Origin of the sequence: Ruminococcus sp. zg-924, assembly GCF_024433635.1 — a bacterium.
Lineage (GTDB): Bacteria > Bacillota > Clostridia > Oscillospirales > Acutalibacteraceae > UBA7067.
In genome coordinates this window covers 31,171-55,476 of record NZ_WNJZ01000008.1, presented here as the reverse complement: position 1 = coordinate 55,476, position 24,306 = coordinate 31,171, and the positions used below count along the sequence as shown (strand labels likewise).

The 24,306-nt window shown below is 51.4% G+C and carries 29 protein-coding genes; all 29 read left to right on the top strand.

Translation table 11 applies throughout. The features are described 5' to 3' along the window. Positions 1 to 39 precede the first annotated feature (39 nt). Positions 40 to 1,875, top strand: a complete 1,836-nt coding sequence (locus tag GMA13_RS05155; protein WP_255883094.1) for a VirB4 family type IV secretion system protein — start codon at positions 40 to 42, stop codon at positions 1,873 to 1,875. A 119-nt stretch (positions 1,876 to 1,994) separates the two neighbouring features. Continuing rightward, on the top strand, positions 1,995 to 2,915 hold the full coding sequence (locus GMA13_RS05150; protein WP_255910559.1) for a hypothetical protein: 921 nt from the start codon (positions 1,995 to 1,997) through the stop codon (positions 2,913 to 2,915). Further along, positions 2,912 to 3,634, top strand: coding sequence for a hypothetical protein (locus GMA13_RS05145; RefSeq protein WP_255883091.1), 723 nt, complete (start codon positions 2,912 to 2,914; stop codon positions 3,632 to 3,634). Before GMA13_RS05150 ends, GMA13_RS05145 begins: the two co-directional genes overlap by 4 nt. A gap of 12 nt (positions 3,635 to 3,646) precedes the next feature. Further along, a complete protein-coding gene (locus GMA13_RS05140; protein WP_255883090.1) occupies positions 3,647 to 4,507 on the top strand; it encodes a hypothetical protein in 861 nt (286 codons plus the stop codon). Positions 4,508 to 4,531: 24 nt separating this feature from the next. After that, a complete protein-coding gene (locus GMA13_RS05135) occupies positions 4,532 to 4,801 on the top strand; it encodes a DUF6103 family protein (protein ID WP_255883089.1) in 270 nt (89 codons plus the stop codon). Next, a complete protein-coding gene (locus GMA13_RS05130; protein ID WP_255883088.1) occupies positions 4,798 to 5,493 on the top strand; it encodes a hypothetical protein in 696 nt (231 codons plus the stop codon). The genes GMA13_RS05135 and GMA13_RS05130 overlap by 4 nt, the downstream gene beginning before the upstream one ends. Before the next feature lie 393 nt (positions 5,494 to 5,886). After that, positions 5,887 to 6,297 carry a hypothetical protein gene (locus tag GMA13_RS05125; RefSeq protein ID WP_255883087.1) on the top strand — a complete coding sequence of 137 codons (411 nt, stop codon included), beginning with the start codon at positions 5,887 to 5,889 and terminating at the stop codon, positions 6,295 to 6,297. After that, positions 6,297 to 8,477: a MobP3 family relaxase gene (mobP3, locus tag GMA13_RS05120; RefSeq protein WP_255883086.1), complete on the top strand. Its 2,181-nt coding sequence runs from the start codon at positions 6,297 to 6,299 to the stop codon at positions 8,475 to 8,477. Before GMA13_RS05125 ends, mobP3 begins: the two co-directional genes overlap by 1 nt. Positions 8,478 to 8,488: 11 nt before the next feature. Beyond that, positions 8,489 to 9,415, top strand: a complete 927-nt coding sequence (locus GMA13_RS05115) for a DUF3991 and toprim domain-containing protein (protein WP_255883085.1) — start codon at positions 8,489 to 8,491, stop codon at positions 9,413 to 9,415. Positions 9,416 to 9,475: 60 nt separating this feature from the next. After that, positions 9,476 to 11,392, top strand: coding sequence for a type IV secretory system conjugative DNA transfer family protein (locus GMA13_RS05110; RefSeq protein WP_255883084.1), 1,917 nt, complete (start codon positions 9,476 to 9,478; stop codon positions 11,390 to 11,392). Then, positions 11,379 to 11,639 (top strand): helix-turn-helix domain-containing protein, encoded by a 261-nt coding sequence (locus tag GMA13_RS05105; RefSeq protein WP_255883083.1) that lies wholly within the window; start codon positions 11,379 to 11,381, stop codon positions 11,637 to 11,639. Before GMA13_RS05110 ends, GMA13_RS05105 begins: the two co-directional genes overlap by 14 nt. A gap of 268 nt (positions 11,640 to 11,907) precedes the next feature. Continuing rightward, a complete protein-coding gene (locus tag GMA13_RS05100; RefSeq protein WP_255883082.1) occupies positions 11,908 to 12,138 on the top strand; it encodes a helix-turn-helix transcriptional regulator in 231 nt (76 codons plus the stop codon). A 202-nt stretch (positions 12,139 to 12,340) separates the two neighbouring features. Beyond that, entirely contained in the window at positions 12,341 to 13,642 is a 1,302-nt protein-coding gene (locus GMA13_RS05095; protein WP_255883081.1) for a sensor histidine kinase, read from the top strand. Further along, positions 13,639 to 14,394 (top strand): helix-turn-helix domain-containing protein, encoded by a 756-nt coding sequence (locus GMA13_RS05090; protein WP_255883080.1) that lies wholly within the window; start codon positions 13,639 to 13,641, stop codon positions 14,392 to 14,394. Before GMA13_RS05095 ends, GMA13_RS05090 begins: the two co-directional genes overlap by 4 nt. A gap of 224 nt (positions 14,395 to 14,618) precedes the next feature. Beyond that, positions 14,619 to 15,287, top strand: a complete 669-nt coding sequence (locus GMA13_RS05080; RefSeq protein WP_255883079.1) for an isoprenylcysteine carboxylmethyltransferase family protein — start codon at positions 14,619 to 14,621, stop codon at positions 15,285 to 15,287. A gap of 244 nt (positions 15,288 to 15,531) precedes the next feature. Beyond that, positions 15,532 to 16,278 carry an N-acetyltransferase gene (locus tag GMA13_RS05075; RefSeq protein ID WP_255883078.1) on the top strand — a complete coding sequence of 249 codons (747 nt, stop codon included), beginning with the start codon at positions 15,532 to 15,534 and terminating at the stop codon, positions 16,276 to 16,278. A 163-nt stretch (positions 16,279 to 16,441) separates the two neighbouring features. After that, positions 16,442 to 17,143, top strand: coding sequence for a hypothetical protein (locus GMA13_RS05070; RefSeq protein ID WP_255883077.1), 702 nt, complete (start codon positions 16,442 to 16,444; stop codon positions 17,141 to 17,143). 13 nt (positions 17,144 to 17,156) lie between these two features. Continuing rightward, positions 17,157 to 18,122 (top strand): alpha/beta fold hydrolase, encoded by a 966-nt coding sequence (locus GMA13_RS05065; RefSeq protein ID WP_255883076.1) that lies wholly within the window; start codon positions 17,157 to 17,159, stop codon positions 18,120 to 18,122. Between the two features lie 20 nt (positions 18,123 to 18,142). Next, the gene (locus GMA13_RS05060; protein WP_255910552.1) at positions 18,143 to 19,063 is read left to right on the top strand and encodes an alpha/beta fold hydrolase; all 921 of its coding nucleotides are present in this window, start codon (positions 18,143 to 18,145) and stop codon (positions 19,061 to 19,063) included. Positions 19,064 to 19,151: 88 nt separating this feature from the next. Continuing rightward, positions 19,152 to 19,709, top strand: coding sequence for a hypothetical protein (locus GMA13_RS05055; protein ID WP_255883074.1), 558 nt, complete (start codon positions 19,152 to 19,154; stop codon positions 19,707 to 19,709). Further along, complete coding sequence (locus tag GMA13_RS10615) at positions 19,699 to 19,941, top strand: DUF6019 family protein (RefSeq protein WP_370687055.1); 243 nt, start codon at positions 19,699 to 19,701, stop codon at positions 19,939 to 19,941. The genes GMA13_RS05055 and GMA13_RS10615 overlap by 11 nt, the downstream gene beginning before the upstream one ends. Beyond that, positions 19,901 to 20,419: a flavodoxin family protein gene (locus GMA13_RS05050; RefSeq protein ID WP_255910549.1), complete on the top strand. Its 519-nt coding sequence runs from the start codon at positions 19,901 to 19,903 to the stop codon at positions 20,417 to 20,419. The genes GMA13_RS10615 and GMA13_RS05050 overlap by 41 nt, the downstream gene beginning before the upstream one ends. Then, positions 20,410 to 21,099, top strand: coding sequence for a hypothetical protein (locus tag GMA13_RS05045; protein ID WP_255883071.1), 690 nt, complete (start codon positions 20,410 to 20,412; stop codon positions 21,097 to 21,099). The genes GMA13_RS05050 and GMA13_RS05045 overlap by 10 nt, the downstream gene beginning before the upstream one ends. Positions 21,100 to 21,110: 11 nt before the next feature. Further along, on the top strand, positions 21,111 to 21,605 hold the full coding sequence (locus tag GMA13_RS05040) for a cysteine hydrolase family protein (RefSeq protein ID WP_255883070.1): 495 nt from the start codon (positions 21,111 to 21,113) through the stop codon (positions 21,603 to 21,605). A 173-nt stretch (positions 21,606 to 21,778) separates the two neighbouring features. Continuing rightward, entirely contained in the window at positions 21,779 to 21,964 is a 186-nt protein-coding gene (locus tag GMA13_RS05035) for a hypothetical protein (protein ID WP_255883069.1), read from the top strand. Positions 21,965 to 21,979: 15 nt separating this feature from the next. Then, positions 21,980 to 22,423 (top strand): flavodoxin, encoded by a 444-nt coding sequence (locus GMA13_RS05030; protein ID WP_255883068.1) that lies wholly within the window; start codon positions 21,980 to 21,982, stop codon positions 22,421 to 22,423. Positions 22,424 to 22,443: 20 nt separating this feature from the next. Continuing rightward, positions 22,444 to 23,106 carry a DUF998 domain-containing protein gene (locus tag GMA13_RS05025; protein ID WP_255883067.1) on the top strand — a complete coding sequence of 221 codons (663 nt, stop codon included), beginning with the start codon at positions 22,444 to 22,446 and terminating at the stop codon, positions 23,104 to 23,106. A 24-nt stretch (positions 23,107 to 23,130) separates the two neighbouring features. After that, positions 23,131 to 23,403 carry a hypothetical protein gene (locus tag GMA13_RS05020; RefSeq protein WP_255883066.1) on the top strand — a complete coding sequence of 91 codons (273 nt, stop codon included), beginning with the start codon at positions 23,131 to 23,133 and terminating at the stop codon, positions 23,401 to 23,403. Then, on the top strand, positions 23,393 to 24,289 hold the full coding sequence (locus GMA13_RS05015) for an alpha/beta fold hydrolase (RefSeq protein ID WP_255883065.1): 897 nt from the start codon (positions 23,393 to 23,395) through the stop codon (positions 24,287 to 24,289). The genes GMA13_RS05020 and GMA13_RS05015 overlap by 11 nt, the downstream gene beginning before the upstream one ends. Positions 24,290 to 24,306: the final 17 nt, after the last annotated feature.

Here is a 24,306-nt window from a genome sequence, read left to right as displayed (position 1 = left end):
ACCCTTCTGTCTGCGAAGCGACAGTCAGGAGGTAATTCAATGTTCAAACGAAAACCAAAGGTACTCACTCCCGCGGAAATGGAAGTCATCCGTACAAAGGATTTCTTTGACTGCATTCTCCCCGGCACCGTCAAATTTATGTCCGACCATTATATTCTCGGTGACAGCTACCGCTGCGTGTGGGTAATTCGGGAATATCCCCCCTCTACAGAGGAACAGGCGATTCTCTCCCAGCTTGCAGACCGCAGCGGCGTGACCTTGCGCATTTATCACAGGCTGGTGGAAAGCATGGAGCAGCGGAAAATTATTCAGAACGCTACCCGCAAGAACAAGCTCATGTCCGGCGGCAACGATGTGAACGAAACCATTGAAGCGGAGGGCAATCTGCAGGATGTGATCGAACTGCTTGCCAATCTCAGAAAGAATAAAGAGCCGCTTCTGCATTGTTCGGTGTTTATCGAATTAAAAGCCCGCAATATGGATGCGTTAAAGGAGCTGCAAAGCGAGATCGCAATGGAGCTTACCCGATCCAAGATTTCGGTGGACAGGCTGACGCTCCGGCAGAAAGAAGGATTTTTATCTGTTCTGCCCGTAGGCGCCAATCAGTTCGGGGCGCAATATGAGCGAGTCCTGCCCGCCAGCTCGGTGGCAAATCTGTATCCCTTCAATTTCAGCGGCAAGACCGATCCGCAAGGCTTATATATCGGCAGAGATAAGTACGGCACAAATATCCTTGTAGACTTTGACCGCCGCGCGGAGGACAAGACCACCAGCAATATCCTCATCCTCGGAAACTCCGGTCAGGGCAAGAGTTATCTTCTAAAGCTCGTCCTGACCAATCTCAGGGAATCCGGCAAATCGGTGATTGTGCTGGATGCGGAGGCGGAATATGAGGATTTGACCGAAGCCCTCGGCGGCTGTTATATCGATTTTATGTCCGGCGAGTATATCGTCAATCCGTTAGAACCAAAAGCATGGAGTGATGGAGGTGACAGCGACAGCGATCCGAACACCCCTGCTGCATTTCGCAAGGTGACTCGTCTCAGCCAGCACATCGCCTATCTCAAGGACTTTTTCAGAGCCTATAAGGATTTTACCGATGTGCAGATTGATACAATTGAAATTCTGCTCGCCAAACTGTACGCCCGATTCGGTATCACTGACTCTACCGATTACAGCAAGCTGAGGCCCACCGACTATCCCATCATGGAGGATCTGTACAAGCTCTGCGAGGAAGAATTCATGACCTACGACAGAGGAAGAAAGTACCTCTACACTGAGGAAACACTACAGGAGGTATGCCTCGGCATCCACTCCATGTGCGTGGGATCGGAAAGTAAATACTTTAACGGCCACAGCAACATCACCGATGACGCCTTCCTGTGCTTCGGCGTGAAGGGACTCATGGATACCAACCGCAGGCTCAAGGACGCCATGCTGTTCAATCTCCTTTCCCACATGAGCAACCAGCTCCTCGGCAAAGGAAACACGGCGGCCGCCATCGATGAGCTGTATCTGTACCTCACCAACAAGACGGCCATTGAGTATATCCGAAATGCCATGAAGCGTGTGCGCAAAAAGGACTCGGCTATCCTGATCGCCAGTCAGAACATCAACGATTTCCTCATGCCGGAGGTCTGCGAGCTGACAAAGCCTCTGTTTGCCATCCCTACCCATCAGTTCCTGTTCAACCCCGGCTCCATCGATGCCAAAGCCTTTATCGATACCCTGCAGCTCGAACCAAGCGAATATGAGCTGATAAAATATCCCGAAAGAGGTACCTGCCTGTATCGATGCGGAAACGAACGGTATCTGCTTCAGGTTATCGCTCCCGACTATAAATCCGCCATCTTCGGGAAGGCTGGCGGGCGATGAGCGCCACAGTTGCCGCCGCCCTAAAGAAAATTGCCGTAGCCATCCTTACAAATCCCAAAGTGCTGAAAACCATCGGCGGGATTGTGCTGGGGATTATTATCATCATTATCATGCCCATTGTGGCTGTAGTCAGCATTTTCAATGGAGATATCAATATCGACACCGACCGTCTGCAGACGATGGTAGTGGAAAATCTATCCGCAGAGGAAAAGGCAAAGCTCCAGTTCGTAGAGGATACCATGTACGCCATTGAGGATGAAATGGCCGCCGCAGGCTTTGACGATCAGCGGGTAAAGGAAGCGCAGGTGCTGTATGTGCTTGCGCTTTCCGATTATGCCGCGGAGGATGGATTTGTGTCAAAGCTGGTGGGTTGCTTTGCAGAAGATCAGACAGATGAGCAACTCATCGCCGCCGTCAATGCCGCTTTCGGAACAACACTTACTGCCGAGGATTTCGGAAAGGTTATGAATTCCATTCGTGCTGTGTATATCGACACCTCCGGCTACACCGATCCTACTACGAAAAACAACCTTGATCTTGTGCAGTGGGCAATTGAGGCGGAGAAAGCCGGATGGGGCTATGTATGGGGAACCTACGGCGAGGTTTTCGACCAATCCCTGTTCGACTACAAGCTGGAACAGTACCCGGACGAGGTGGGCGGCTATGCGGATTTCATTAGAGCGAACTGGCTGGGCAGTAGAACAGCAGACTGCGTTGGGCTGATCAAAGGCTACGGCTGGTTGAATCCCGACACCCATCAGGTGGAATACGGAACAAACGGAATGCCCGATATCGGCGCAGACACCATGTATGAATATGCCTCGGAGAAAGGAACGATTGATACTATCCCCGAAATCCCTGGGCTTGCCGTTTGGCATGAAGGTCACATTGGCATTTATATCGGAGGTGGTGAAGTCATCGAGACAATGGGAACACAATACGGCGTTGTGAAAACACAGCTATCCGGCAACCGTTGGACGCATTGGCTCAAGGTACCGTATATCACCTATATTGAAGAAACGGAGGAAACAACAGGATGAGACATCGCGGATTTGAAATCACCTCCTGCCCCGACAGCGGCGTGGAACGGTATAACAGCGCTGAAAGCCGGGATGAGATTTGCGAGGGATTTTTTTGCGAGATTTACTCGGCAGGCGATGATCAGTATGCCAACCGGCTCGACAACTTCTGCCTTGCGGAAGGATATGAAATCCCCGACACATCGGATGCGGCGCTCACCGCTGGGATTATAAAATATGTGGATGAAAACTACTATGAACTGTTGGAATCCAAAAATGAAGTAAAGCAGAAACGGACGGAAGAATTGGTGGGCAGGCTGGTGTGCTGGCTGGGTGAAAGTGAAAACGGTGCGGAGCTGTACAATACGCTTTCCGAAACCATCGGCATGACCGATGAGGAAATCCGGAAGGTCGGTTTTCAATCCCTTGCACCATTCTTTGACCGGGAGCAGTATGCACAGACCATTGCCGACTGGCTGATTGAAGGCGGAACGGAAAGCACCATCTCCGGCAGTTGGATCGTCTCCTATGGAAATATCGGAAAGCGCTTTGGAGTGGATCTGCAAACCGATGCTGATCTGCGGAATATGGTCAGCCGCTATCTTTATGACAGCTCGGATATCGTTGCGGATTTCTGTATGGGGCAGGACAAGGTGACGCTCGATTTCTTTTATAACTATTGTCCGTATGTCCATGAAGATGAAACAGAAAATGAGGGCATGGAACAAACCATGACTTAGGAGTGAAAAAGAATGCATATTACAACAGGAAACAAAAAGGAATACCTTATCACAGAGGTTTTAATATTGGGCGGCGAGGCATATGAGGCTTACCGAGATAAGCTGAAAAGTATGACTCTCGATCCGAGCGGAAAACGCAGCCTCGCAGAAAATCACCTGTTCCTGTTAACGGTGAGTGAGGATCATGAAGACGGCGTAATAGTGGATCTATCGGAGAGAGCCTATGAAGGCATCCCCGCCTTTGTTCCCGACGCAAAGGAGCAGCTTGAAAACCATATCCGCCGCCTTGCAGATTACTGTATTCGAGAAGGAACGGATCATACCGAGAACGGCAAATGGTCGATCAGTTATGACGAGCTGTATTATCATTTCGACAGTACCACCATAACGAGCCGCAACGGAATGGGCAGATTGCTTCGGGAGGAATTACAGCAGAGAGAAGAAATAGGTGAGCTGATCATGACTGAGGACTGCATTGAAATGACCTACCACATGGAATACTGCGAGAACTGTCAGGAGGGCGGCATCAAGGGAGTGATGAGCCTCTTTTCTCTCATGGGCTGCAACCTATATGATGTTCACCTTTGCGACAGTGATGAGGATCATGAGCTGGCAACCGTGGTGGAACTGAATCAAGATACGCTGACGGAGGACGGCAGGCGCGAATGGTCGGATGTGCTTTCTGCAAGGGTGACCTCTATCTATGCAGGCTCCTACGGTGTTCAGATCGGACTGACCGGATGCCCCGCAGAACGGCTTCGGGACTTCTCTTTCATGCTGGCGGGGCATTGCTCTGAAAACGACTATGACCGATGGGTAAATTCTGATTCACCAAAGCAGGCGCATGATGAAGAACCCATGCAAATCATGTGATCAGAAGAAAGGAGCGAAACCGATATGAAGAAAACAACTGTAAGCATTACCTTTGACGATGAGAAGCTGTCGGCGCTGAAGATGTACCTTGCACAGAAAAATATGCAGGTGGAAACTGAGCTGGAAAAATCTCTCGACACCCTGTATACCAAAACCGTGCCTGCCGGTGTTCGTGATTTTATTGAGATGCGCTCCGGCAGTACACAGACCGCACCGGCTGCGCGACCGAAAAAGCCGAAGCCTTCTCCTTCCTCTGCTGTGGGCGCTGGCGGTCAGGAGGTGCAGAACGGATGAATCACGTTGAGGTAACTCTGTATTTTAACGAACTGCACCTCCGAGCCGTAGAGGAAGAACTCGCTGATGACGGTCTGACCTTGGAGGATAAGCTGAACGAACACTTCGCATTCCTCTATGACCAGCTCGTGCCTCCCGAAAAGCAACTCGCTATCGAAGCGGAGCTGGAACAGATTGAAGCGGCTGAGAATGCCGAGCGAGAAGCCCGACGTCGCTTCGGCGTCTTCCACGTTCGTGAGAACGGCAGCGATAGATATTTTACAAGCGAGCTGTTCGACTCTCTGCTGTCCACGGCGTACCGCTACCGCCTGTACGACCGAGGTGAACTGAGTTCCAATCCTAAAGCCTTCGCCGATGCCTTCGGTGAGGTGGAGCATATCAGCGCAGACGAGTATGAAGAACTGTGCGACCGAATGCCGAACGACCACCGCATCAAGGTGGCAGCGGATTACGATCTTGATGCGGGAACGGTCACCACCTGCCAAAGCAGCGACAACGCATGGTGGTCTTACCGCCTGCGGGATCTGTCGGTGGCAGCGTTCAAGGCACACCGTTCGAACTACCGAGGAACTGACAGCAGAGAAAAAATATTCGAAGAAGCCCTCGCCGGAAAAGAGATCGATCCGCCGGAGGAAACCGAGGACGAAGCCTTCGACGAGGATGAGGACGAAGCCCCGGTGATGCAGATGTAGCGGAGCGCGGATGTCGCCCCTGTGAGCCACTGTGTCACCCTGTGTGGCGAGTTTCCCACCGAGGTTGGGAAAACGCCCACAGACCGCCGTTCAAGCCCCGTTTCGGACGTGTTTCACACAAGGAAAAACCGAGCGGTTTTGCGGGCGCTTCTCTCGATTTTCGAGGGTCGAAAATCAAGCAGGTGAAAGAGAGGTGGGTTGCTAATGCACCCACCTCTCTTTCACAGCGGACGGCAATGCCGACCGCAAGAGCATTTGTGGGGTTTTACACTCGCATTTTACAGGGTGGGTTGCTGACAGCGATACCACGAAAAAGGATGGGTTGCACTACGGATAAACGCCGAATGTACGGAGGTTTTAAGCAGGGTTGCAGAATATGAAGGAGGTGATGCTATGCCTGCTCCAAAAGGAAAGAAAAAGTTTTTATTATGGGCATATCCAAGCACATTGGAGCTTGTAAAGAACAACTATCGGAAGGACAAAAGCAAAAGTCAATCGGAATTCATCGACCGAGCCATCCGGTATTATGTTGGTCATGTCACAGCGGAGGAAGACACATCCTACCTGCCCAATGCGTTCCTCTCCAACATGAAAAGCATTGCAGCCGAGAGCGATAACAAACAGAGCCGACTGCTGTTCAAACTGGCGGTGGAGATCGCTATCCTGCAAAATCTATTTGCCGCAGTCAATGACATCGATCCGTTATCACTGGAACGGCTGCGCGGAGAGTGCGTAAAAGAGGTCAAACGCCTCAACGGTTCCTTCTCGTTTGAAGATGCGCTCGACTGGCAGAAGGGCGAATAATGGCTCGGCTCGTTACCAAATTCAAATATCTGAAACCGAGCGATAAGCTGTCGCCCGGCGGCTATGCAAAATATATTGCTACCCGTGAAGGCGTAGATAAGATCGATGAGTCCTTCAAACTGAAGCCTGCCACGGTAAATCAGAAGCACCTCATCTCAAAAATACTCCGTGATTTTCCCGACAGCAAAAACAGTTTGGAGTATGAGGACTATCTGCAAAGCAAAACAGTCGGCACTGCTTCGGAATTCATTACACGAACGATGGAAGAAAACGCCTCACAGATGATGAACTCCAAAACCTATGCCGACTACATTGCTACCCGCCCAAGAGCGGAACGATTTGGATCGCATGGCTTGTTTACCGATGACGGAATAAGTGTCAATCTCTCGAAGGTATCCGAGGAACTGAATCTGCATGAAGGTAATGTGTGGACGGCGATCATCTCCCTTCGGCGTGAAGATGCGGAACGATTGGGCTTCAATACAGGAGAGCGATGGCGGGATATGCTTCGCTCACAGACCGAAGCGCTGTCCGCGAACCTCAATATCCCCATGCAGAACTTGAAATGGTTTGCTGCGTTTCATAACGAAAGCCATCATCCCCATGTGCATCTGATCGCTTACTCCACAGCGGAAGGACAGGGATATCTGTCCCCCAAAGGAGTGAATGCGCTCCGTTCCTCCTTCGCCAAGGATATCTTTGCACAGGACTTAATCAGCATTTATGAAAAACAGACCGAGCATCGTAATACACTTCGGACGAACAGCCATGAGGTAATTGCAGAGATCGTATCCAAAATTAACAGTGGAGTCTATGACAATCCGAAGCTGGAAGAACTGCTTCTAAATCTTGCCGACCGTCTTTCCAAGACATCAGGCAAGAAGGTGTACGGCTATCTGAAAGCGGATGTTAAAGCAATCATCAATTCCATTATAGATGAACTTTCCGCCGATGAACGGATCGCCGCACTCTATGATCTGTGGTACGAGAAGCGTGAAGAAATCATCCGCACTTATACAGACGAACTGCCGGAGCGTGTGCCTCTCTCGCAGAATACGGAGTTCAAGTCGATCAAAAACACTGTCATTCAGGAAGCGATGAATATTATAGCCGACCGCACTCCTATAGAAGAGACTGAGGAACAGCCTGCTCCCGATCCCGAACCGAGCGATATCGAGGCGGAGCCTATACTCACAGCAAAAGAAAAAGCAGCTCTCATGTGGAACTACTACAGTAGGGCGAAAGAGTATCTCGACAAAGACAGCAGGACTTACAATCCGAATATGGCGGTTGAATATCTGATCGAATCAGCAAAGCTCGGTTGCGGTGTTGCAAAATACCGTCTCGGTAAAATGTTTCTGCACGGCGATGAGGCACCCAAAAATGTGGACTACGCCCTGCACTGGCTGGAGGAATCGGTGGACGAACACAACCAGTATGCGGAATATCTGCTCGGCAAGACATACCTCAAGGGTGAAGATGTGGAACAGGATTTGTCCCGTGCGGAATATCTGCTCCGGCGTTCATCCGCGCAAGGAAACAGATATGCTAAATATACACTCGGCAAGAATCTGTTTGACGGCGAGCTGTTTCTGCAAAACATTCCCGAAGCGATCAAGCTGCTCGCCGAATCGGCAGACAAAGGCTTCGCTCCTGCACAATATCTGCTTGGAAAGATGTTCTACAAGGGTGAAGTGCTTCCGCGGGATTTGGAGAGAGCCATCAACTATCTCGAAAGAGCAACCGAACAGAAAAATTCCTACGCCGCATACCTTGCCGGAAAGTTACGACTCACCGAGGATGCAGCCAAGGACATCAGGAAAGCGATCCGCAATTTTGAGATTGCCGCCGAGAACGGAAATGACTATGCAGAATACCAGCTCGGCAAGGTTTATCTCTACGGCAAGGATATCGAGTGTGACTATGAGAAAGCGATGGCGTATCTCGTATCGGCTGCCGAACACGGCAATCAATATGCTGCACAGCTTCTCCACAGCATTCGGAGCAACCGAAATTGGTCGGCGGCAATGGGAACCTTCCGGCTTCTGCATCACATCAGCCGGATCATACAAAAACGCTTGGAGGATGAGCGCAGAGGAAAAGGCAGCGCGCTCATTGACAAGAAACTGCTGCGAAAAATTCGGGACAAGAAAGAGGCGCTGGGCATGAAACAAGGATAGGAGGAAGAAAATTGTCTACAGGATATATTCATTTTACTGATGAACAAAAAGAGATTGCAAGGCAGACCGACATTGCCGATCTGCTCCGAAGGCAGGGCGAAACGCTCAAGCGCTCCGGCTCGGAGCTGGAATGGCGTGATGGCTCGCAGAAGGTAACCGTCCGGGGAAACCTGTGGTTTCACCAATACGATCAGAAAGGCGGCGACGCCATTGACTTCGTCCGCAGGTTCTATAACAAATCCTATCCGGAGGCAATGGAATACCTGCTGGGTGGCTGCGGCGGTACGCTGACCGTCTCGCCGCCCGTTCAGAGAAAACCGGCAAAACCTTTTGCGCTGCCGGAAAAGAATGAAAATATGCGGCGGGTTTTTGCCTACCTTCTGAACCGCAGAGGCATTGATCGGGATGTTCTCTATGCTTTCACACACAAGGGCATGATTTATGAGTCAGCAGACTATCATAACGCCATATTCGTTGGATTCGATCAGGATGGGATTCCAAGGCACGCTCACAAACGGGGCAGCGGATCGGAAAGCGCATATAAAGGAAATCAGGACGGCAGCCTGCCGGAGTACAGCTTTCACTGGCACGGCACAAGCGACAGGCTCTATCTTTTTGAAGCGCCTATCGATATGCTGAGTTTTATCTCTATCCACAAGAACGGATGGAAGGCTCACAGCTATGCCGCCGCCTGCGGTGTATCCGATCAGGTGCTGTGGCAGATGATGAAAGATAACCCAAAGATTCAAAAGGTGTATCTGTGCCTTGACAGCGATGAGCCGGGACAGGCGGCGGCAAAACGAATCAGCGATAAGCTCTTCACAAAGGGCATTCAACATGAAATCCTCGTACCGATCCATAAGGACTGGAACGAGGATTTGCTATATCCGGCAGAAGAAATGGAGGAAGAAACAGAATGTATGCAGCCGATGTTATGAGCAAGAGAAAAAACTAAAAGGAATGGAGTGATAAAATAACCCTCAAAAGTGTGATGCCTTATGACGGGCAATATCACTTTGCTGATTGTAGTGGGTGCGATCATGTTCGCCGTCCTCGGCGGCGTGACCTTGCTTGCCCACATCTACAGTCTGAACAATATCAAAAGCCGGACGGTGGGCGACGGTCAGCATGGCACAGCTCGCTGGGCAACCAAGCGGGAAATCCGCAAGACCTACCGGCACATCCCGTTTACGCCGGAGCAATGGCGTGAGCAGGCAAAGAACGGTAAGGCGCCGACTACCGCTGAGGGAGAACCGCTTCCGCAGGGCATTGTTGTGGGATGCACCGGAAATACGACGGCAATGGTGGATACCGGAGATGTCCATGCGCTGATGATCGGTGCGGCAGGTGTCGGTAAAACCGCCTACTGGCTGTATCCCTGCATTGAGTATGCCTGCGCCTCCGGCATGAGCTGGCTCTCCACCGATACCAAAGGCGATATCATGCGAAACTACGGGCAGATCGCCAAGGACTACGGCTACCATGTATCGGTGATCGATTTGCGAAACCCCACAAGGAGCAACGGCAATAACCTCCTGCACCTCGTAAACAAGTATATGGATCTGTATCAGGCGAATCCTGACAAGCTGGTCTACAAGGCACGGTGCGAGAAATACGCCAAAATCATCTCCAAAACCATTATCCTGTCGGGAATGGATGCCGCATCCTTCGGGCAGAACGCCTATTTCTACGATGCGGCCGAAGGCTTACTCACAGCAACCATCCTACTGGTAGCGGAATTCTGCAGACCGGAACAGCGGCACATCGTATCGGTGTTCAAAATCATTCAGGAATTGCTCGCCCCCTCCGGTAAGAAAGGCAAAAATCAGTTTCAGCAGCTCATGGAGATGCTTCCCAACGATCATAAGGCGAAATGGTTTGCGGGTGCGGCACTGAATACAGCCGAACAGAGTATGGCATCCGTCATGTCCACGGCGCTGTCCCGCCTGAACGCTTTCCTTGATTCAGAGCTGGAACAAATTCTCTGCTTTGATACGGAGATTGACGCTGAAAAGTTTTGCAAGGAGAAATCTGCGCTGTTTATTATTATGCCGGAGGAAAATCCGGCAACCTTTTTCATGATCAGCCTGATCATCCAGCAGCTCTATCGGGAAATCCTTGCGGTTGCGGATGAGAACGGCGGCAAGCTGAAAAACCGCTGTGTGTTCTTCTGCGATGAGTACGGCACGCTACCGAAAATCGAGTCTGCCGAGATGATGTTCTCCGCCTCCCGTTCAAGACGCTTGCAGATCGTACCCATTATTCAGTCCTTTTCCCAGCTCGAAAAGAACTACGGCAAGGAAGGGGCGGAGATCATCGTAGACAACACCCAGCTCACCATCTTCGGCGGCTTTGCGCCCCAGTCAAGCTCAGCGGAAACCCTCTCCAAAGCGCTGGGTAGCCGAACCGTTATGTCCGGCTCCGTCAGCCGGAGCAAGAACGATCCGTCAGAATCCCTACAGATGATAGAAAGACCGTTAATGACGCCGGACGAGCTGAAATCCATGCCCAAAGGCCAATTTGTGGTGATGAAAACCGGCTTCTATCCCATGAAGGTCAAACTGAAGTTGTTCTTCAAGTGGGGCATTCAGTTTGATGAAAAGCACCCATACGAGATACCGGATCAGGGCAACCGCAAGGTGGAGTATGCCGCAAAGAAGGATATCTTGGACGGCATTGTGAAAAAGTACCACCCGGAACTGTTAGAGCCTCTGGCTCCGCCTGAAGAAAGCGGCGTATCCGGCGGTCAGGATCAGCAGATAGCAGAAAAGAACGATCCAAAGTCAGCAAGGCCACAGGATAAGGAGAAACGGCGAAGCGGCGGTGTGCCTGTGCAGACGGCGCCGAGAAGCCGCAGAAGTCATCAGCCGGTCACTACACAGGAACAGGAGGTAAAGTCCGATGGGCAGGCTTGATTTTTTATACCGCATGGAGCTGCCCCATCGGGCAATCTCCGTGTATATTTATCTTATGGACAGGGCGAATAAGGACGGCGAGTGCTGGCCTGCAATTCCTACTATTGCAAAAGAACTCAAGCTGTCGCAGTCTACTGTCCGCAGAGCGCTGCGGGATTTGAGAAAAGCAGGACTCCTTGAAACGGAGCAGCGATACCGCACCAAAGGCGGAAAGAGCAGCCTGCTTTATAAAATCCGCAATCATTGACGGAATGAAAAATACACCTGCCGCCAAGAGGGTGCTGTGCCCTTTTGGTGACAGGTGGTACCTGTCATCATGGCAGGAGAAGGTGAACCTCCCATCTGAAAGCATATTACAGCAGAAAGAAAGAATAACAGATATCCCAGCAAACAAGTTGATAATATGTTTTCGCAAGATGTTGCGATATTTTACGAAAGATTATTGAAATCATATGGTAAATTGGCGCAATTCATGCTAAAATAGGCTGTACAATGACAAGGGGGACGAAAAAGGTATGGCAATCACAATTAGCTATAACAAACTGTGGAAGCTTTTAATAGATCGGAAAATGAGCAGAGCTGACCTTCGTAGGGCTGCCGATATATCCCCCAACACGCTGACAAGACTTAACCGTGACGAAGAAGTCTCTCTGTCGATACTCAAAAAGATTTGTTTCTGTCTGCAGGTAAATATCGGAGATATCTGCGAGTTTATACCGGAATCGGGCGATAAGAAACAATTTTGATTTTGCTTTTACATAAACGATATGGGAAGGAGAAAAGAATGACTGCTGTTACAACTTTTAGGACTCGGCAAGACAACGGAAAGAAAGTTCTTCTCGGTAAGCGGATAACATCACCTATAGAATCGACACATTCTTCTGCATTTTCCGCCTATCCGAGAAGCTGCAAAACTGATAGAATGAAACAAAAAGGAGTGATACGGCTATGCTGCGAATGGAAATTGCGCTGTTTGGGGTGTTGGCTTTCGTAGCCTATCTGTACTTTTCGGCCGAGAAGGAGCGCTCGGCACTGCACAAAACCTTTTCTGTGCTGCTCCTTGTTATGCTGGTTCATCTGATATTGGACGGGACGACGGTATACACCGTCAACCATCTGGACACGGTACCGACGCTTTTGAACGAGATCATCCACCGGCTCTTTACCGGGAGTATGGTGGTGGTGATCTTTTTGTTCTACCAGTACATCGCCATTTTGGTGCAGGAGGAGACGGGCAAGCCCCGAAAGCTGGACATTCCCGCGCGGATCTTTCTTGCCGTTGGGGTGGCGGGCAGCTTATTCCTGCCTATGACCTATACTGTCTCGCCGATCAGCAACTACTCCTCTGGCCCTTATGCGGTTGTGTGCTATGCCGCCGTGGCTGTCTATCTGGTCATGTGCGCAGTATTACTGATTCAGAACCGGAAAAGAATCGGCACCAAGCGGAAGACCGCCATCGGCATCGCCCTCATCATTGAGCTCACCGTCTGCGTTTTGCAGGGGTTTCATCCCGACTGGCTAATCAGCGGCATGGGACTGACCCTTATGACACTGTCCTTCTACCTGACGCTGGAAAACCCGGAGGCACTCCGGGCGGAGCTTACCGAGCAGAAAATGTCCATGCTGTACCTGAAAAGTCAGGTCAATCCCCATTTTCTCTACAATACCTTGGATACCATCCGTATCCAGGCGCAGCTAAACGACGACAAGAAGGTTGCTGACCTGCTCATGCGGCTGGTGGACTTCTTCCGGCTCAGCGTGAAGGTAGATCGGCCCATGGTGACACTGGACGATGAAATAGAGCTTTTGGAGGCGTATATGGAGCTGATGTGCTATCGTTACCCGGAGCTAAAGTGCCAGTACGATATCGACCCGGATCTCGGCGGGGCGCAGGTACCCAATTTCATTTTGCAGCCCATCGTGGAGAACAGCCTGCTCCACGGTCTGAAAAACAAGGGCTACCGGGGAAGCGTAACAATTTCTGCGCAAAAAACAGCGGATGGCGCGATGGAAATCTGCGTCCGGGACACGGGGAGCGGATTCTCTACGGACAAGAAGGCGGAAATCGACGCGCTTTTGGAGGGTTACGCCAAGCGGCCTCCCAAGCTCACCGGCAACAGTATAGGGCTTCTCAATGTACAGAAGCGGATCAAGCTTCTTTGTGGGCAGGCGTATGGACTTTCCTACACGGAAAATGAAACGGGCGGTGTGACAGCCCATCTTCTGCTCCCACTGGAGGTGTTAAAATGAAAAAGCTGAGGGTTCTTTTAGTGGACGACGAGATCATGATCCGGGAGGGTTTCAAGCGGCTGTTCGATTGGGAGGCCCACGACTGCCAGGTGGTAGGCGAGGCGGCCGACGGCATGGAGGCCCTGGGGAAAATCGACAGCCTCATTCCGGATATTGTCATCATGGATATCAATATCCCTATTATGAACGGCTTGAAGGTGATTCAGACCGCCCGACTCAAACACCCGGACATGGCGTTTGTGATTGTTTCCGGCTACGATGATTTTGCCTACTGCCGGGAAGCGCTGCGGCTGAAAATTACCGACTATATTCTGAAACCTGTAAACTATGAGGAATTCGGCGCGTGTATTGATAATCTGAAGATCACCCTTTATCAAAGGCAGCTTGCGCAGCCGGAGAGCCAGGAGGAGGAGCGCACCATTCATGCGCTGACACGCTACCTTCGGGAACGTCTGGCGGACGATATCAACCTTTCCGTGCTGGGAGAGGAATTTCACCTGAACCCCCAGTATATCAGCCAGCTCTTCAAGAGCGAGATCGGGGTAAACTTCCTTGCCTACCTCACCAATATCCGTATGGAAAAGGCGAAGGAGCTGCTGCTGACCACGGACCGCCCGATTGGGGAAGTCTCCGAAAAATGCGGCTATGGGGATTACCGGGTGTTCACCAAGGTGTTCAAGAAAAACGAAGGCGTCACGCCGTCGCAGTATCGGCGGGATTTTATGGAGGAAGCAAGGGAGAACAAGGCATGATGAAAAGGCTTGTATGCGAATTATTGCTTTGCGCTGCGCTCTTTCTGGGCGGTTGCTCGGCAGATACCGTTGTATGGAATGGCGACACTGAGTATTATACGCATATTACCATGGAGGTGGACGTGACCGACAACTCCCGGAAGCGGGCCAACGGCGCCGAGTGCATTTTGTGCATGGAGTGCGTGAAAGCCTACCCAAAAAAGGCACTGTAGGAGGATATTCAAATGCGAAAATTGATTATACAGGCAGTCGCGAAATTTTTATGCGGTCTGCTGCTCATTGGCGTTTTGCTTTTTTTGCCGGCGGGAACCGTCCGATACGCCGGTGCGTGGCGGCTGATCGGGCTATTATTCGTTCCCATGCTTCTCGTGGGGGTGCTCTTGCTGATAAAGGCGCCTGGTTTACTTCAGAAGCGCCTGAATGACAGGGAATCAGAGGGCGAGCAGAAAACGGTGATCGCGCTGTCCGCTTTGGAGTTCATCGTCTGCTTCGTTCTGGCGGGGCTTGACTTTCGCTTTGGCTGGACGCGCTTTCCCGGCTGGGTGACGGTAGTTTCCTGCACATTATTTCTGATCGCCTACGCGCTCTACGCGGAGGTCATGCGTGAGAACGCCTATCTCTCCCGAACGGTTGAAATTCAGGAGAATCAGCAGGTCATCTCTACGGGACTCTATGGAATCGTAAGGCATCCCATGTACTTTGCGGTCATCCTGCTGTTTTGGGCAATGCCTCTCGTGCTCGGTTCCCTGCCCGCCTTTCTCGTGATGCTGCCATTCCCGCTGCTTCTGGTCAAGCGTATCCGAAACGAGGAAAAGGTTCTGGAGGAAGGGCTTGCGGGGTATCGGGAGTACGAGAAGAAGGTGCGGTTCAGGATTCTCCCGTTTATCTGGTAGGTCAGCATGCCAGGACGGATGGAGCGAAAGACCCGCTGCTCAGCCGAAGCAGAATTGTTCAGAGGTTCCGAATCAGCCGCACATTGAACCGCCCACTAGCCGAAAACTTCGCCTCGACAGGTTTTGTACGTCGCGGCGGAGCTTTTTGCTATAAAATTGACACATTCCCCTAAAAAATCTGCCTATCGGGTCAGCGGGATATTTTGTAGAATGGAAATACAAGCAAGAAAGAGGAGGTATCCCTATGGAATACATCAGAGTGACCAGCGAGAATATCGACAAAGAGCATATCTGCTGTGCTATATCAAGCAACAACGACGTTCAGGTCTCGTCAAAAAAAGCGTGGCTGTCAGAACGGTTCGGGGATGGATTGGTCTTCCTGAAAAGCACAGATCGTGGAAAATGCTTTATCGAGTATATCCCCGCCGAAAATGCGTGGAACCCCATTGATGCGCAGGGATATATGTACATCGACTGCCTGTGGGTGGCCGGTTCTTTTAAGGGGCATGGTTATTCTACTGACCTTTTGAACGCCTGTATTGAAGACAGTAAAAGCAAGGGCAAAAAGGGACTGTGTATCTTGTCCTCCCAAAAGAAAAAGCCCTTTCTTGCCGATCCTAAATTTTTGAAATACAAGGGCTTTACCGTTTGCGACGAAGCGGACAACGGGATCCAGCTGTGGGTTTTGCCCTTTGAGGAATCCGCCTCTTTGCCAAAATTCAAGGCATGCGCAAAACACCCGCATATTAAAGAAATGGGATATGTTTTGTACTATACCAATCAATGCCCGTTCAATGCGAAATATGTCCCCATTGTGGAGGAAACGGCGAGGGAGCAGGGCGTGAATTTTAAGGCAATCCATTTGCAAAGCAAGAAAGAAGCACAGAATGCACCCACGCCTATCACCACCTACGCGCTGTTTTTTGACGGAGAATATGTCACGAATGAGCAGATGAACGATAAGAGATTTTTGAAGCTGTTGGCAAAATAACTCTTTCTCAAAGGCAATGGGGAAAGATAACGATGGGCATGATGCGTTGAGGCGTCATGCCCCTAAAAAATTGACACATTCTCCTGCAAAAAGAAACTATCGGGAAAATGGGAGCTTTTGTAGAATATAAGGCAGAATAGGAAATGTTCAGGAGGAAAATACCATGCTAATAGAGAAGCGAAAGAAACAGCTGGATACGGATCTATGGATCATCGCCGGAGTGTCCTTTGCGGTTCTTGCAATCTACACCATTTTTGGCAAAGGCATCGACGCAGTTGTATCTGACACTTCCATTTCCATTGTATGGCGGGTTTTGCTTGTGGGCGGCGTTTTTCAGTTTGGCATTGCCGGACTGGGAATCACCATTGTATCCATTGCCAGAAAAGAGAAATTTTCGGGTTACGGGCTGACCTGCAAGAACCTGTTCGCCGCCGTAGCACTGAGTGCGCTGTGCTGCGTACCGGATTTCCTGTATAACTTTTTTGCGGGAAATGTGCATACATGGCTTCCCTTTTCCGATGTGCAAACGACGGCGGAGGCTCTTGCAAGCGGTTTTCCAGAGAACATTCTCGCCATGCTGCTCACCGCGCTTTTCTGGGGCTTTTTCGAGGGCTTCAACTATGTGGTCATCTGCGATAAAATCAGCGAACGCTATCCGTCTGGCAAGAAGCTATGGGATTGGGGTGCTTTCATCTGCGCGGTTATGTGTATTCTGATACACGGAGTCGTGGGCGTGACGCCAAACGCGGTGGCTGAGATGCTGTGTACCGTCTTTTTGATCTACGGAATGCTGATCGTTAGGAAAGTCACCGGGAACGCATGGGGATGTGTGTTGATTTTCGTGCTTTATTGGAATGCGCTATAGGAGGGAAACCAAAATGGTTGAAGGACATCTGTATCGAAGCCAGGATATCAGGCTGAAGTATTATGAGCTGATAAACGATCGGCAGCCTCTTGTGCTGCTCCACGCCCAGGGGGTGGACGCAAAGAGCTTCTCGAATGTATGGAAGCGCCTGTCGAAGCGGTATCATGTTTTTTCCGTGGACTGCTACGGGCACGGAGGAAGTCTGCACGACGCCGAAAAATACAATGTAGCGGATATAGGAAACGCCGTCATCCGTTTTATACAGGATATAGTGGGGGAGAAGGTTTATCTTCTGGGTCACTCCTCCGGCGGTCTGATTGCGGCGTATGTGGCATCCCATGCAGACCTGTGCGAATATCTGATTCTGGAGGATCCGCCCTTTTTCGCCTCTCAGGGTGAAAGACGCTTGAAAACCTTCAACTATGTGGATCTTTCCACGATCTGCCACAGCTATCTTTCCCAGACCGATCCCGGAGACTTTGTGTTGAATTATTTCCGCAATCAGTATGCCTGGAACTTCTTCTCGGAAAAGTCCAGAGAAAAGGTCCGCGGAAAGTTGGTCGCTCTGGCGGCAAAGAACCGGGAAAAGCACCCGGAGGGCAATCTGAAAGTCCCCTTCTGGCCAAAATCTGCCCTCAGCGGCTTTCAGGGCATGAGCAGGTATGATCCCCGGTTTGGGGAGGCGTTCTACACAGACAGCTTCCATGCCGGAATCTCCCATGAAGATCTCCTGAAAACCATTTCCTGCAAAACGGTTTTCATGAAAGCAAAAACCGAAATCGGGCAGGACGGGATCCTGATGGCGGCACTCAGCGAGGAGGATCTGAAGCGGGTGACAGAGCTGATTCCAGATTGTCAGACCATGCGCTTTGACTGCGGACACGGCATTCATATAGAAAAGCCGAAAGAATTTGTAGCCTGCCTGCTGGAATTGGCACAGGAAACCGGGCATCGATCCGGCGGAGAAACCCGAAGATAGATTTGAAGAGGAGAAATGTCATGATGGAATCACGAATTATTCAGTTTCCCTCCGCGGCGCTTGCCTGCGAGATTTACGGTGAGGGAAAGGTCGGTCTTGTGATCGAGATGGGTCTTGGGGCTGTCATGGCGGAGTGGCGGCGGCTCGCCCAGCGGCTTTCGAAGCGACATACTGTTTTGCTATATCAGAGGGCCGGATACGGCGGCAGCGGCATTTCTGCTCTGGAACGCACACCGGGGAATATCGCATTGGAGCTTCATCAGCTTTTGGGGCACATTCCTCACGAGGAGAAGGTGACCCTGCTTGGCCACTCGCAGGGTGGCCTGTACGTATGGAACTTCGCCCAGGTTTACCCGGAACTTGTTCGGGCTTTGATTCTTCTGGATCCACTTTCCCCGGAGGACGACCGCTTCCGCACGGAGTTGACCGATGCGGAGTTCAGAAAAAGCGGCGTGGATAAGACTGCGGGGCTGCGGATGAACCTAAAGCTAACCCGCTGGCATTTGGGCTGGCTGGTGAGGCGGATGATGGCCTCCGCACCGCCCTTTTATTACGACAGCGGCTTCTCAAAGGAGGAGCGCCAGGAGATTCTGGAGTCCCTTGGAAAGCCTCAGACCTATGAAACGGCGCTGGCCGAGTACGCCGCCGCCCACGACAAGAACGAGCTGACAGAACTGTTGGATCGGGAGAATAAGCTCGCCTGTCCCGTGACCATGGTGACCCACGACTCCGCCCTCTCCTGTCGGGAGATAGAGCAGTTCGGCGGGGCGTCCCCGGAGGAAGCGATGAAGACCGAGGCATTATGGCAGGAGATCATGGGTGTTTATCTTTCCTGCGCCCAGCGGGGGGAGCTTGTCCGGGCCGGACACAGCAGTCACTATATCCACCTGACTGACCCAGAGCTGGTCTGCCGGGTGGTCGAGGGGCTGGATCAACTATAAAATGAACACATTCCCCTGCAAAATCTGCCTATCGGGGCGGCGGGATATTATGTAGAATAGAACTACAAGCTAAGAAGGAGACAAAACCATGAAATCATTACAAACAATCCAGAAAACCTGCCGGGTCTTTCAGATCCTCACCAAAGTCGCTATGATCCTCTCCTTTGTCTGGGCAGGACTGATGGCTCTGGTGGTGGTGTGCGCCATGGTATGGAAAGGCGGCATAACCATATTCGGCATGGATCGGGAGCTGCTGTACACTCTGACCGAGACCGGCGGACTGAACGAACTGGCGGCAAAGCTCCTGCCGAGCATCGTCTTTGCTCTGACGGACGGAACGCTTTTGGCCTTTGCCTACCGCTATCTGAAAGCGGAACAGGCGGACGGCACCCCCTTTACCCGAACCGGCGCGGTGAAGATACGCCAGCTGGGGATATCCACCATCGTCATGCCAATTGTGGCGACCATCGTCTCGGCTGTCATCTATGGCTGTTTTCAAGCGGTGGATACGGCAAACAGTGCGATCTATGCAGCGGTAGATTACGGAGATGATCTGCCCACCTTTCTTGTCGGCATCGTGTTGATCTTAGTGTCCCTCATTTTCAACTACGGCGCGGAGCTGGAGGAAAATCGCCATGCATCTTGATTGGATAGTGTCTGACCTTCTGTCAGGCCTCGGACTTACCGCTGGGGCGCTCATCGTTTTTGCAGCCGGTCTGACTCTATTCTATTTTGTCGTCAAGTGGGCGGTCCGTAACGGCGTCCGTGAGGCGTTAAATTTGGGAAAAAAAGAACATGGAGAGAGCAAGGACGCTGAGGATAAGGAGTGTGTGGCACATGAAAAACGGAAGTCTGCTGGTGGTCAACACTCTGCCTAAGAACGACCCCGCCGTACAGGCGGCCATAGGCGCGCTGACCGCCAAGGCGGAGACCGGCGAGGTTATGCACACGGAGGACATGAAAATACAGCCCTGCGTAGGCTGCAATTTCTGTTGGCTGAAAACCCCCGGCGTCTGCGCAATACGGGACGATTATGAGGCGCTTCTGCGGGCGCTTCTGCGGTATGACACCGCCGTTTTGATAGCCGGGACCGCCCTGGGCTTTCTCGATCACAGGGCAAAACACATTGTGGACCGCACACTGCCCCTGGCTACCATGTATACCCATGTGGTGGACGGGCAGATGCGCCATATCCCCCGGTATGACAAACGGTTCCGCTTCGGACTTTTATACGCCGGCGCGGGGGAGCGGGAGTATCTGACCTACTGGATGAAGCGGTTCGCGCTGAATTTAGGTGGGAACAGCCTGGGGGCGTTCCCCATAGAAGAAGCCGGGGAGGTGTCTCTATGCGTCTGACCATTATCAGCGGGGCGGTCCGGCACCAAAGCAAAAGCAACACAGCGAAGATCATCGGCGCGTTCCGCCAGGGCTTTGAGGCGGGCGGGAACACCACAAAGGTCTGGTTTCTCTCCGATAGAAGACAGTGGGACAGTGCGAGAGCCGCACTCCAAACCGAGGAAAACGTCCTCTTCGCCCTGCCTCTCTATGTGGAGAACGTACCCGGCATCCTGTTAGAGTTTCTGGAGGGTGCGGCGGCGGACGCTCCGCCGCAAGCGTGCGGCAGGCTGTCCTTTCTTTTGCAGGGCGGCTTTCCAGAGGCGTCCCAGAGCCGTTGCTGTGAGAAGTTTCTGAAAACCCTGCCGGGAAAGCTGGGGCGGGAGTACGGCGGCACCTTCATCCACGGCGAGATGTTTGGCCTGAGTCTGCTGGGGGAAAAGCGGGCGAAAGCCATGCTGAAGCCCTTCGCGGAGGCGGGGCGGCGCTTTGCCCAGGCGGGCAGATTCCAGGGCGCTGACTTTGCCAACCTCTCCAGCCCGGAGTATCTGTCCGAAAAGCAGATCCGCCAGTCCCGGCATTTCCGCCCCGCCCAAAAATGCCTGCTGACCGTGATCGCCAGACGGCTGGGGTGCAAGACCCGCCTGGACGCCAGACCGCTGATAGAGGACACAGGGAAAATCAAATCAAGTGAAAGATGAGGAAAAAAGCGATGGAAAACAAGGCATTAGTCATTATTGATATTCAAAATGACATCACAAAGAATTACAGGGAAATTGTCGAAAACATAAACAACGCCATTGATTGGGCGGTAGACAGCGGGATCCATGTTGTCTATATTGTGAATCATTACCTTGCTACCAACGCAAGGACATTCAGGCCCGGCACCCATGGCGCGGAATTGGTTCCGGAAATGAAGATCGTATCGGAAAACGTTTTTGTGAAGACCAGAGCCAACGCGCTGACCAGCGAGGATTTTGCCGCGTTTATTGAGAGGAACCACATCACCAAGTTTTTTGTCGCCGGAGCAGATGCCACTGCCTGTGTGAAGTCCACTTGCTTCAACATGACAAAAGCGGGTTACACGGTCCATGTTCTGTCCGACTGCGTCACCAGCTACGACAAAAAGAAAATCAGCGAAATGCTTTGCTACTATGAAAGTAAGGGATGCGTGGTCGAAAAGCTCCGGGAAGCGGCTGCACACTGAACCACCCACGAATCGGAAGTTCCGCCTTGACAGGCTTTGCCCGTCGCGGCGGAGCTTTTTGCTATAAAATTGACACATTCCCCTGCAAAATCCACCTATCGGGACAGCACGAAATATTATAAAATAGAAACGCAAACAGGAAATGTATGCTGTGTTTTTCAGGAGGTATTATCATGCGTACACTAAAGTGGATGATTATGATTGTTGTGTCGGTGGGGGTCGGAACATTTATTGATGTGAACTTACTGGAGAAAGTAGCGTTAAATGTTTGGCTGTCCAGAGGATTTGGCTGCCTGATCGCTGTCGTTGTCGCTCTCCTGATGCACCGCTTTTTGCTCAAAGAGAAGGCTGCTAAGTAACAAAGAGGTATCGCCATGAAAACGCTTATCATCTGCGAATCTACCCATCACGGCAATACCAAGAAACTGTGCGACGCCATCACCGCCGATGAGAAGGACGTCACCCTGTGGGAGAACGGTCGAGGCGAGATCCCCTGGGAGGACTACGACCTCATCGGCTTTGCCTCCGGTATCGCGTTCAACAAGTTCTATCCCGCCATCATCAAGGCGGCGGAGAGCATCCCAGCGGGCAAGCTGGTCTTTTTCCTCTATACCTGCGGGAAAAACAGCCAGGATTTTTCCGAGCAGCTTGCCGGAATCGTCGAGGCGCGGGGCTGCACGGTGCTTGGCAGCTATGGCTGCAAGGGATTTGACACCTACGGACCCTTCAAGCTCATCGGCGGCATCAACAAAGGCCATCCCGACCGGGCGGAGTGCGACGGGGCGGTGAAATTCTACCGCAAACTGAAAAAAGATTGAAACAGAAAAGAAGGATTCCTATGACAACACCAAACTCCATTCAAAAGACTTACAAAAGACTGCGAACCCTTGGAATATTGGGCATCGTCAGCTTGTTGTCCTACACGGCGATGGTGGTTTTTTCTCCCCTTGCGTATCCGGGTTATGACTGGCTGAGCATGGCCGTAAGCGATTTGAGCGCGGAGGGCGCGCCGTCTCAGGCTCTCGCCGGTCAGCTAAATGCGCTTTATGGGCCATGCGGATTGGTTTGTGTTATGGCGGTCTGCGTGGGAGCGGCCGGGTGCCGGTCGAAGGCTTTGAAGGCGGGCATTTCCTGCTTTGCCGCTATGGAGTGGGTGTGCAGCGTGGGGTATACGATGTTCCCGTGGGTGAGAGGCGCATCATCGTCGCACCCCCAGAATGTAATGCACCTGATCGTGACGGTTTTGGTCGTGGTACTGTCATTGGCTGCTTTGGTGTTGGTAGTGGTCGGAGCCGGAAAAGAACAGATGAAATCTCTCCGTCTATGGGCAGTCATTTGCCTGCTGGCGATGTTGATTGGCCCAATCGGTACGGCCTTGTTGCCCAAAGCGGTATTCGGCCTGTTTGAACGGTTCAGCACCTTCTCGGCGGTGGTATTCAATGCTGTACTGGGTGTCTGCCTTATGAAGGGACAGTTTGAAACATCGGAACTTGGCAAATAGAAAAAACGTAAAGGAGAAGCAGATATGGAAGTGAAAGAGTTCCTTTCTGCCGCTCTTCCGCTGGTGCTGGCGGGGATTGCACTGGCAGTTTTGGCGGCAAGTTGCAGCACGAAAGAGCACCGCAGCAAGGTAAGCGGCACGAATATCGCCATGGGAGCGAGCTTGGGCTTGCTGCTGGGTGTGACGCTGAATAGCTGCGGCTTATGGGAAAACCACGCCATCGGACTTGCCCTCGGTCCCTTGTGGGGAATGGCGTTAGGATCGCTTTTCAGACGGGACGAGCGTAATGATACATGAGAAGGGGGGAATGAAGGCAGTGGAATGCGGAATCAATTTTCGAAGTCCTGAAAGTCAGGCAGAATATTTTGAGGCGTATGAGAAGACCATGGGGCTATTTTCCATAGAGGCACAGGAAGAATATGTGCATACCGAATTTGGAAAAAGTCATGTCATCAAGGCTGGGAACAGAAACAATCCGCCGCTGGTACTGCTTCATGCAGCCAGTTGCGGTTCGCCGATTTGGTATAAGAATTTTGAGGAACTGAGCAAATCATACAGCCTTTACGCGATTGATTTGATTGGCGAAACTTCCAAAAGTCTCATGACAAAGAAAATGAAAAATCCTGATGATAACGCAAAATGGCTCGGTCAAACCATAGAAGGATTGGGATTGGATCATGTTCATTTGTGTGGACTTTCCATCGGCGGTTGGAATGCTGCAAACTATGCAGCAAGGTATCCCAAAAGAGTCAAGAAACTTGTACTCATTAGTCCTGTTCAGACCTTTGCAAAGATGTATCCCTCTTATTTCTTTAAAATAATGAAAATGGGATTTCATCCAACCAGAGAGAATGTGGAAAGCTATATCGGTTGGGGAAGTGAAAAGGAAGGCAAGCTTCCGGATAGTATCATTACACAATTCACATTGTCTGTCATGAATATGAACGCAAATGCAAGCTTCCCAAAGTGGCTTCATGAGAGGCAACTCTATTCCATTGATATGCCTGTGCTGGTTCTATTTGGTGAAAACGAATTCGCTTTTGATATTAGGAAGGCAGAAAGGCGTGCAAGAAAATGCATTCAGCATTTGGAACTGGAAATCGTAAAGGATTCGTCACATCTAATTCCGGTAAGTAAGCCTGAATACATAAACAAAAGGATCATGGGATTCTTGGAGGACTAAAACACAAGTGACAGAAG

Excerpts from the sequence above, each read along its gene's own strand:
- GMA13_RS05130 (WP_255883088.1), top strand. The coding sequence starts at position 4,798 with ATGAATCACGTTGAGGTAACTCTGTATTTTAACGAACTGCACCTCCGA.
- GMA13_RS05090 (WP_255883080.1), top strand. The coding sequence starts at position 13,639 with ATGAAAAAGCTGAGGGTTCTTTTAGTGGACGACGAGATCATGATCCGG.
- GMA13_RS05145 (WP_255883091.1), top strand. The coding sequence starts at position 2,912 with ATGAGACATCGCGGATTTGAAATCACCTCCTGCCCCGACAGCGGCGTG.
- GMA13_RS05050 (WP_255910549.1), top strand. The coding sequence starts at position 19,901 with ATGAAAAACGGAAGTCTGCTGGTGGTCAACACTCTGCCTAAGAACGAC.
- GMA13_RS05125 (WP_255883087.1), top strand. The coding sequence starts at position 5,887 with ATGCCTGCTCCAAAAGGAAAGAAAAAGTTTTTATTATGGGCATATCCA.
- GMA13_RS05110 (WP_255883084.1), top strand. The coding sequence starts at position 9,476 with ATGACGGGCAATATCACTTTGCTGATTGTAGTGGGTGCGATCATGTTC.
- GMA13_RS05020 (WP_255883066.1), top strand. The coding sequence starts at position 23,131 with ATGGAAGTGAAAGAGTTCCTTTCTGCCGCTCTTCCGCTGGTGCTGGCG.
- GMA13_RS05155 (WP_255883094.1), top strand. The coding sequence starts at position 40 with ATGTTCAAACGAAAACCAAAGGTACTCACTCCCGCGGAAATGGAAGTC.
- GMA13_RS05025 (WP_255883067.1), top strand. The coding sequence starts at position 22,444 with ATGACAACACCAAACTCCATTCAAAAGACTTACAAAAGACTGCGAACC.
- GMA13_RS05080 (WP_255883079.1), top strand. The coding sequence starts at position 14,619 with ATGCGAAAATTGATTATACAGGCAGTCGCGAAATTTTTATGCGGTCTG.
- GMA13_RS05040 (WP_255883070.1), top strand. The coding sequence starts at position 21,111 with ATGGAAAACAAGGCATTAGTCATTATTGATATTCAAAATGACATCACA.
- GMA13_RS05075 (WP_255883078.1), top strand. The coding sequence starts at position 15,532 with ATGGAATACATCAGAGTGACCAGCGAGAATATCGACAAAGAGCATATC.
- GMA13_RS05105 (WP_255883083.1), top strand. The coding sequence starts at position 11,379 with ATGGGCAGGCTTGATTTTTTATACCGCATGGAGCTGCCCCATCGGGCA.
- GMA13_RS05015 (WP_255883065.1), top strand. The coding sequence starts at position 23,393 with ATGATACATGAGAAGGGGGGAATGAAGGCAGTGGAATGCGGAATCAAT.
- GMA13_RS05140 (WP_255883090.1), top strand. The coding sequence starts at position 3,647 with ATGCATATTACAACAGGAAACAAAAAGGAATACCTTATCACAGAGGTT.
- GMA13_RS05100 (WP_255883082.1), top strand. The coding sequence starts at position 11,908 with ATGGCAATCACAATTAGCTATAACAAACTGTGGAAGCTTTTAATAGAT.
- GMA13_RS05065 (WP_255883076.1), top strand. The coding sequence starts at position 17,157 with ATGGTTGAAGGACATCTGTATCGAAGCCAGGATATCAGGCTGAAGTAT.
- GMA13_RS05095 (WP_255883081.1), top strand. The coding sequence starts at position 12,341 with ATGCTGCGAATGGAAATTGCGCTGTTTGGGGTGTTGGCTTTCGTAGCC.
- GMA13_RS10615 (WP_370687055.1), top strand. The coding sequence starts at position 19,699 with ATGCATCTTGATTGGATAGTGTCTGACCTTCTGTCAGGCCTCGGACTT.
- GMA13_RS05045 (WP_255883071.1), top strand. The coding sequence starts at position 20,410 with ATGCGTCTGACCATTATCAGCGGGGCGGTCCGGCACCAAAGCAAAAGC.
- GMA13_RS05030 (WP_255883068.1), top strand. The coding sequence starts at position 21,980 with ATGAAAACGCTTATCATCTGCGAATCTACCCATCACGGCAATACCAAG.
- GMA13_RS05035 (WP_255883069.1), top strand. The coding sequence starts at position 21,779 with ATGCGTACACTAAAGTGGATGATTATGATTGTTGTGTCGGTGGGGGTC.
- GMA13_RS05055 (WP_255883074.1), top strand. The coding sequence starts at position 19,152 with ATGAAATCATTACAAACAATCCAGAAAACCTGCCGGGTCTTTCAGATC.
- GMA13_RS05060 (WP_255910552.1), top strand. The coding sequence starts at position 18,143 with ATGATGGAATCACGAATTATTCAGTTTCCCTCCGCGGCGCTTGCCTGC.
- GMA13_RS05135 (WP_255883089.1), top strand. The coding sequence starts at position 4,532 with ATGAAGAAAACAACTGTAAGCATTACCTTTGACGATGAGAAGCTGTCG.
- GMA13_RS05070 (WP_255883077.1), top strand. The coding sequence starts at position 16,442 with ATGCTAATAGAGAAGCGAAAGAAACAGCTGGATACGGATCTATGGATC.
- mobP3 (WP_255883086.1), top strand. The coding sequence starts at position 6,297 with ATGGCTCGGCTCGTTACCAAATTCAAATATCTGAAACCGAGCGATAAG.